The sequence below is a fragment of the Porphyromonas gulae genome (genome assembly GCF_000765945.1).
In the GTDB taxonomy this organism is placed as follows: Bacteria; Bacteroidota; Bacteroidia; order Bacteroidales; family Porphyromonadaceae; genus Porphyromonas; species Porphyromonas gulae.
On the sequence record NZ_JRAT01000006.1, the window covers coordinates 78,537 to 86,989 of the forward strand.

Consider the following 8,453-nt stretch of genomic DNA (forward strand, 5'->3'; position numbering starts at 1 on the left):
TGTTACTTCTTGGCAGTCTTCTTGGCCGATGTCTTTTTGGCCGGAGCTTTTTTCTTGCCCTTGGTGGGTTTCGTCTCGCCCTCTTCCACGTATTTCAGACATTCTTCGAGGGTGAGTCTCGCAGGATCTTCGACCGTCTTGGGGACTTTGTAGTTTTTCCCTTTGTACTTGATATAAACCCCGAAACGCCCTGTGCGGATCTCCATCTCCCGATCTTCCACAAATCCTTTGATCAGGCTTTTCTCTTCCTTCTCGCGTTTGTCGGCGATATACCTGATGGCATCGTCGAGCGAAACGGAAAGGGGATCCGTATCTTTTGGCAGCCCTACAAATTTGCCTGCATGCTTGATATAAGGGCCGAAGCGTCCTACGGCTACCGTTACATCCGCATCCTCATATTGTCCCAATTTCTTGGGCAGGAGGAATAGCTCCAAAGCTTCCTCCAGTGTGATGGATTCGATGGACTGTCCCGGCTGGAGCGAGGCAAACTGGGCCTTGACACCGTTTTCCTTATCCGTGTGACCTTTCTGCACCATCGCTCCGTAGCGTCCCATTTTTGCCACCACAGGTTCTCCGGTCACAGGATCCGTACCCAGCATTCTTTCGCCGATCTTCTGGTCGGGATCGAACTCGCACGCTTCTTCCACCAATGGGTGGAATTTATTGTAGAACCGGCCTATCTGCTTCTGCCACTGGAGTTTTCCTTCGGCTATTTGGTCGAACTCTTTTTCTACTTTGGCCGTGAAGTTGTAATCGATCACCTGAGGGAACGAGGCCACGAGGAAGTCGTTCACCACAAGCCCCATATCGGTGGGGAGGAGCTTGTTCCGGTCTTGTCCGTTCAGTTCCGTTTTGATCGTTTCCGTTATGGCTTTCCCCTTGTGGTATTCCAGCAGGATGTATTCGCGTGTTTTGCCCGGTTTGTCGCCGCGTACTACGTATTCGCGATTCTGTATGGTTTGGATGGTGGGGGCATAAGTAGATGGTCTGCCGATACCCAACTCCTCCATTTTGCGAACAAGGCTTGCTTCGGTATAGCGTGCCGGACGCTGTGTGAAGCTCTCCGTTGCTTTTGCATGATGCAGAGAGAGCGTATCGCCGGCTTTGACAGAGGGCAATAGCTGCTCTTCGGTATTTGCAGTGCCATGTTCTTCGTCCGAATCCTCACGATAGACGCCGAGGAATCCGTCGAATACGATCACCTCTCCTTGCGAGCTAAGAGTCTCTGCAAACTTGTCGGTTCCGATGGTTATCGTTGTTTTTTCGAGGATGGCATCTGCCATCTGGGAGGCAATGGTTCTGCGGCGGATCAGTTGATAGAGCTTTTGCTCTTGGGGGGTGCCGTCTATCTCTGCCCTGTGTATATAGGTAGGACGGATGGCTTCGTGGGCTTCTTGTGCTCCTTTGGTTTTGGTCTTGTATCTGCGGAATTGGTAGTACTGCTCACCCCAATGTTCGGTTATTTCCTTCTTGAGCGCACCGAGGGCCATGTCCGACAGGTTCACAGAGTCTGTACGCATATAGGTGATAAGCCCCTCTTCGTACAGCTTCTGAGCGATGCGCATGGTCTGTGCTACACCGTAGCCGAGCTTTCGGGCTGCTTCCTGCTGGAGCGTCGAGGTAGTAAAAGGGGTGGCCGGAGATCGTTTGCCCGGACGCTTCGTAACGTCCGTTATATGAAAGTCGGCATCCACACATTGCTCCAAGAAATATCGGGCTTCTTCTTTCGTCTTAAAGCGTTTCTGCAATTCTGCCGTCAGCATTTTGCCATCGGGAAGGACAAACTCTACCGTACAGCGGAAGGATGCTTCCGACACGAAAGCATTTATCTCACGCTCTCTCTCCACGATAAGACGCAGTGCAACGGACTGTACACGCCCTGCCGAAAGAGAAGGACGAATGCGTCTCCACAAAACGGGAGAAAGTTCGAAGCCAACGATACGGTCGAGGACACGCCTCGCCTGTTGGGCATCGACCAGATTGATGTCTATATCTCGTGGATTTTCGATGGCAGCTTTAATAGCCGTCTCGGTAATTTCGTGAAATACGATTCGTTTCGTTTGCTTGTTTTTTAGCCCTAACGCCTCGTACAAATGCCATGCGATGGCCTCTCCTTCGCGGTCCTCATCGGAAGCCAGCCAGATGAAATCCGATTGGTCGGCCTGGGACTTCAGTTCCTTGACCACTGTCCGTTTGTCGGCAGGGATCTCGTATTCCGGCTCGTAGTTGTTTTGTATATCTACACTGAATTTATTGGGCTTGAGGTCGCGGATGTGTCCGTAACTCGAGAGTACTGTATAATCCGAACCGAGGAAACGCCCTATCGTTTTGGCTTTTGCCGGAGACTCTACGATGACTAAGTTTTTCATCCTTCTGCTTGCTGGGGTGTGATTTTGGGCGCAAAGGTAATGTATTCGTATCGCAATACAAATGAATGAGATACTCTCTTCTCGCTCCGGATCATAATAAAAGTACGTTTGAGAAAGGAGAATTTATTTTCCTTTCATAAATGCAATACAACAGGGCAATACAATGGATCGGTTCTTGAGCGCTTAAAAAAACGTATCTTTACAGGCAGATGCTATTGCATAATTATCCTCCTCAATCAAGAAATATGATCAGCTCTAACTAATGACTCAACTTATGGCAAAATACAAATTCACCCAAGAACAATTCGACAGGATTTCCTTGCTACTTAAAAGAAGGCTGGAAGAAAGTCGGGACGAACAGAAAAAGACAAGAGCCGAAATCAGAAGATCAGGCTTCTATATTTCTCATCATTTCAAGGGATTTACCAATGATAATTTGAAAGAATTATTGCAACGGAAGGAAATTGAGATCGTCAAGTAGTACTCACATTATCTTATAAGATTATGCGCTACACATCTTTTCGCACGAGTATCGTAGCTGCTGCCATAGCGATTGTAATGGCAGTAAGTTCGGGATGCCGAAGCGACAAGCAAAAAAACAACGCCTCGGAAATTACGCAACCCACCCACACAATTACCTATTCGAACCTGCTGGACAAGCCGACGCAGGAAGAAGTGGAAAAAGCAATGATCGACGCCGGTATATCCCCGGAAAACATTGCTTCTTTTCTGCAAAACGTGAACCAGTTCAACGAAGCCATCGAAGGCCAAAGCCTTGTAGAAAGGGGGTTCGTAGTGCTGGATACCATACTGCCGCATTATGACAAACTGGCCATCGAAGCACGGTGGGAAAAGAAATATCCGAATTTCTTCGGATACAATTGCCGTATCACCTCTTACGATCTATTGCACGACTTTATCGCCATAGACCAACCGATCGATGAACGTTCGACCATATTGAACTTTGACGAGGAAACGCTCGACAACTGCGGTCGCACCCTTTTCTCCCCGATAGAGCGACAGGATTCCGAACCCTTTATGCTCCGATACCGACACCTTACGATAAGGACATCGACAAGCATCTGCAAAACGTGAAAGCCTATTGGCAGAGCCACGGTATCCGTTTCATCCACAAAGATGACAAGGCCAAAGCATCGCTGATTTCCGTGATGATGCACTCGGCGATCACACCGGATGAGAGCTATCTCTTCGTCGGACATGTGGGTGTACTGATCCCGATGGGCGACCAACTACTTTTCGTCGAGAAGCTGACGTTTCAAGCACCCTATCAGGCTATCCGGTTCAGTAATCGCACTGAGCTGAACGATTACCTGATGAGGCTATACGATGTAGAATGGGGACAACCTACAGCATCGCCTTTCCTGATGGAAAATGACGAATTGCTGGAGGGCTACCGTCCCAATCCTGATAAGAAAGCAGCTGATTAGCTGCTTTTTTCATTACGATCCTTTCTTTCAATTAATAGTCTCCTGTTTTTTTCATTCCTCTAAGCTGACACACAAAAGTTTTTTCCCTTCGTCTCCAATCGTAGGGAAACAGCTCTGTGCAAAGCTGTCAGTATCGTGATAAAAGGGAAAAGATATTCTGTGCTATCTTTGCTCATAGATGATTGATTTATTCCAAACCGATACCGGATCTTCTCTGCTTCTGCCATTTGCGGACGAAGGTATTCGCGCAGGCTTTCCTTCGCCCGCACAGGACTATATGGATATTGCCATAGACCTGAACCATGAACTGATCACGCACCCATACAGCACGTTCTACGGAAGGGTAAAGGGCAATTCGATGGAAGATGCGCATGTATTCGATGGCGATATTCTCGTCATAGACAAGTCGCTTGCACCACGAGACGGCGATATGGCCGTATGCTTTCTGGATGGCGAGTTTACACTGAAAACTATTCGCATCAAATCGGAGGAGATCCTCCTCGAACCGGCCAATCCCGACTACCCTACCATACATGTATCAGCAGACAACGACTTCGTTATCTGGGGGATCGTAACCTACTGTATCCATAAAACAAGAAGATAATCAGCCCCCCGTTGTGTATGCTCTCTTAGACTGCAACAACTTCTTCGTCAGTTGCGAAAGGGTATTCGACCCCTCGCTCCGAAACAGGCCGGTAGTCGTCCTCTCCAATAATGACGGCTGTATCATAGCTCGCAGCAATGAAGCCAAAGCTTTGGGGATAGGTATGGGACAACCTCTTTTCAAGGTACAGGACTTGATTCGTCGGCACAATGTGGCTTTCTTCAGCTCGAATTTCATTCTCTACGGCGATATGTCCCGACGCATCATGTCGCTTGTATCGGAGCTTGTACCTCGGATGTCTATCTATTCGATAGATGAGTGCTTCATGGATCTAAACGGGGTGGAGGATTATATGTCCCTATGCCACACCATAGCGGATAGGGTCCACCAATGTACGGGCATACCGGTGAGCATAGGTGTAGCCAATACGATGACCCTGTCCAAAGTAGCTGACAAATACGCCAAGAAGTATGCAGGCTACAGAGGTGTATGCGCCATAGATTCGGAAGAGAAGAGGGCAAAGGCTCTGCAAGCATTCGACGTAAGCGATGTATGGGGAATTGGGCGTAGACTATCACGCAAGCTATACTATTATGGCATCAATACGGCAGCAGACTTTGCCTCGATGAGAGAAGGTCAGGTGTATCGCTTGGCCGGCACTCCGGGCGTTAGGACATGGCAGGAACTTAGAGGCGAAGCCTGTATAGAGATGAAACTGCCTCAACCCCGCCAAAGTATCTGCACCACGCGCTCTTTCGGGCAACCATGCCGAGATTTCGACTCTCTTCTTAAACACTTGGTTGTCTTCGCCGATAGCTGCTGTATGAAGATGCGCGAAGAGAAGAGTCGAGCACGCCGATTGAGCATCTTCATAAGTTGTAGCCGATTCGATCAGAAGAACGATTATTCGGCCCAAAATGAAATGCTCCTCCCCGTAGCTACGGCCGACCCATCAGAGCTACTCCCGAAGATTCGCACCCTACTGCAAGAGATTTATCGGCCGAATACACCCTATAAACAGGCGGGCGTAATCTTGTCCGACTTGGTCACGGATGCTTATCAACTCAATCTTTTCGACCCAATCGATCGCATACGGCAGGAGCGTTTTCTGACTTCTGTGGATACCATTCGCCGACGCTTCGGGAAAGAGAGCCTGACCATTGCCACTCAGGAAGCAGAAGCCATAGCATGCATCTCTTCGGTCAAGCATCGTTCACGCAGATATACGACCAATATAAATGAGGTCATAGACATCGTTCTACCCGATCAGCGGAAAAGCGGAGAAAAGGAATCGACGATCAGCAGCCGGCAAGAAGAGACCAATCGAGAGACCTCATGCAAATACCCACTGCAAATCGCCGATTATACGAACAATTATAGCCTCACGCCAGGAAGTAAACCATCAGTCCTACCACCACTACATAGAAGAGAGCATAGGGGATGGCAGAGCGCAGGATGCTGCCTTCCTCGCCCTGTTGGTTACAAGAAGCAGTAGCAATGGCGATACTCTGCGGAGAAATAATCTTTCCTCCAGTGGCTCCTGCCGTATTGGCCGCAGCTAACCACTGTGTATCCACGCCTATCTGATTGGCTACTCCTGCCTGCAACTTACCGAACAGGATATTGGACGAAGTATCGCTACCCGTAACAAATGTACCTACAGCACCTATGAGGGGAGCGAATAGAGGGTACAGCGTACCGGTAGCCTCGGCCAATGCCGTAGCGATAACCAGTATCATGCCGCTATAAGTCATGATCGCGCTCATAGCGACAAGACTGATAATGGTGACACCGCTTTTTCTCAGGCCGACAACAGTCTTTCCCAAAATGCTAAATAACTTTCGGGCCGAAACGCCCTGCACCAAACCTCCGATAAAGGCTCCGAGGAAGAGCATAAGACCGGCATTGCTAAGCCAGCCGAAATTGAACGTCTTGCCTTCTTGGTAGATGGGCAAAGCTATTTTGGATACCAGATTGGACTTAAGGAAGTCGCTTATGGGACCACTCACCGGACTGGCCAGCACAATAAAGAAAAGGATGAAGAGATAGACACTCCATGCTTCGAAAATCTGTTTGCGGCTATATTTCTCATGAGAAGTTGCAGCTGCTTCGTCATCTTTCTTGGCAGTCAATTTCGCAAAAGCGATAATGACGATAATGGCTGCAATACTACCGAATATGGCCGGCGTTTCTGCTCCCAGATAACGAGCCGAAGCATACTGTACGGCCAATGAAACACCTCCGACCAGCAAGGCAAGAATAATGTTTTTGGGCTGACTCTTAGCACTCCTGTCCGTCAGGAAAAGAATGATATACGGGATAATGAACATCAACACCGAAAGCTGGAGGACCACATGCGCACTGATGATCTGAATCTCTCCCGCTGTCGCCACACCGTTGGCTGCGACCTCATTGGCCAGCGTGGTTACAGGTACTCCTACCGCGCCGAAGCCGGTAGCCACGCTATTGGCTATCAGACTGACCAATGCGGAGAATCCCGGTTTGAATCCCAGACTGATAAGGATAGCAGCCGGTATCGCTACTGCTGTTCCAAAACCGGCCATTCCTTCGAGCAACCCACCGAATCCCCATACAAGCAATAAGACTTGGATACTCTTATCCCGGCTGATACCGGTAAACTGCTTCTTGATAATCTCGATTCTACCCGATTCCAGCAGCACATTGTAGCTGTAGATAGCCATCAAGATGATAATCAAAATGGGGAAGATAGCTTTGAGGGCTCCTTCCACAAAAGCCCAACCGACACCGGCACGGGTAAAATCTGCAGGAGCGAATCCCAACGCCGGAGCAGCGAACAAGGCTACCAGAGCTGCACAGACGAGAGCCAGGACAGCACTCTTGTGGCCTGCCATTCTGAGTCCGAGCATCAAAACGATAAGAAGAACGATGGGAAGAATTGAGAGAATAATGTCCATAATCGATCGTTTTTTAGCGTGTATTCTGAATTGATATCTACACAAAGAAAATAAAAAAGCTCTGCTCTTGCACCATTAATGACATACAATAAAGTCCTTACGACGGTATAATGAGACCTTTGCACGGCAATTGGCCTGCATTTTATTTATTAATTCATTGTGTAATAGGAAGTTTTTTGTGTATTTGAGTGTCAAAAACAGAATAATATTCTTCCCATGGCATACCAATCCAAGAACACCGATGAGCATGTAACGTTTGCAGACGCACTCTTTTCAAAGCGTTGTCGCAAAGCACAAAACGACTTCCTCAGTCAGATTGACAGGCTTATTGATTGGCGTCCGATTCGGACGCCAATCAACAAGAAATACAGGAAGCGACAAAATGCCATCGGTGACCCGGCTTATGACGTGATTCTCTTATTCAAAATGTTGCTTCCGGAGACATGGTACAACCTCAGTGATTGTGCTCCGGAGGAGCGCATCAATGATTCAATGATTCAATGATTCAATGACCTTTTCCCGATTCTTGGGGTTGAAAATGGAAGAGGTTTCTCCCGACCACAGCACCATCAGTCGATTTCGTTCGGCACTGACCGAGCCGGGCCTGATGGACAAACTATTGGTGCAGTTTAACAAACAACTTTCCCGCCATCACATTTCGGTAAGGGAAAGGGTGCTTGTCGATGCAAGCCTTGTGGAGACGCCATATAAACCCAATGGAAGCATTACGATTGAAGTCGCAGACGACAGGGAAGACAATCGGAGCGAGGAGGAAAAAGAGGCAGAGGAGGATTATCAAAAACAGGTTGTCCGTAAACGTAAAGGGACGGATGAAGAAGCCCGTTGGGTGTACAAGCAAAAGCATTATCACTACGGATACAAAAAGCAACATACCTCAAGGCACAGTCGTCTTGGTGGACAAAGGATATGCTTCCGGGGAAAATCGTTCGTACCTGCAAACTCATCACCTTCAAGATGGCATTATCCCAGAATTGTCATTAGTCATCCCTTAAAAAGCATTTGCAAGTGAGAAGTCATTCATCGATGGTCTCTCGCTTAGCTTTTCGCTTATTATTTTGAGCAGGTGCAAAAGAGC

At 48.3% G+C, this 8,453-nt stretch carries 4 protein-coding genes and 2 pseudogenes; 4 read left to right on the forward strand and 2 right to left on the reverse strand.

All coding sequences use genetic code 11. The features are described from left to right. Positions 1-2: 2 nt before the first annotated feature. The gene (topA, locus tag HQ49_RS02145; protein WP_039418184.1) at positions 3-2,369 is read right to left on the reverse strand and encodes a type I DNA topoisomerase; all 2,367 of its coding nucleotides are present in this window, start codon (positions 2,367-2,369) and stop codon (positions 3-5) included. Between the two features lie 687 nt (positions 2,370-3,056). On the opposite strand from topA, the pseudogene HQ49_RS02155 reads away from it, so the two are divergent. The 3 genes and pseudogenes from HQ49_RS02155 to HQ49_RS02165 all read left to right on the forward strand — a co-directional run bounded on the left by HQ49_RS02155 (position 3,057) and on the right by HQ49_RS02165 (position 5,916). Next, positions 3,057-3,817: pseudogene (locus HQ49_RS02155) on the forward strand (DUF4300 family protein). 178 nt (positions 3,818-3,995) lie between these two features. Then, the gene (locus HQ49_RS02160; RefSeq protein ID WP_018964559.1) at positions 3,996-4,421 is read left to right on the forward strand and encodes a LexA family protein; all 426 of its coding nucleotides are present in this window, start codon (positions 3,996-3,998) and stop codon (positions 4,419-4,421) included. A 13-nt stretch (positions 4,422-4,434) separates the two neighbouring features. Further along, positions 4,435-5,916: a Y-family DNA polymerase gene (locus HQ49_RS02165; protein ID WP_039418186.1), complete on the forward strand. Its 1,482-nt coding sequence runs from the start codon at positions 4,435-4,437 to the stop codon at positions 5,914-5,916. Here HQ49_RS02165 and HQ49_RS02170 read toward each other — a convergent pair. Next, positions 5,804-7,357: an L-lactate permease gene (locus HQ49_RS02170; protein WP_039418187.1), complete on the reverse strand. Its 1,554-nt coding sequence runs from the start codon at positions 7,355-7,357 to the stop codon at positions 5,804-5,806. The two genes, HQ49_RS02165 and HQ49_RS02170, sit on opposite strands and share 113 nt — an antisense overlap. Positions 7,358-7,573: 216 nt before the next feature. On the opposite strand from HQ49_RS02170, the pseudogene HQ49_RS02175 reads away from it, so the two are divergent. Continuing rightward, a pseudogene (locus HQ49_RS02175) lies at positions 7,574-8,343 on the forward strand (transposase); the annotation flags it as partial. Between the last annotated feature and the right edge of the window lie 110 nt (positions 8,344-8,453).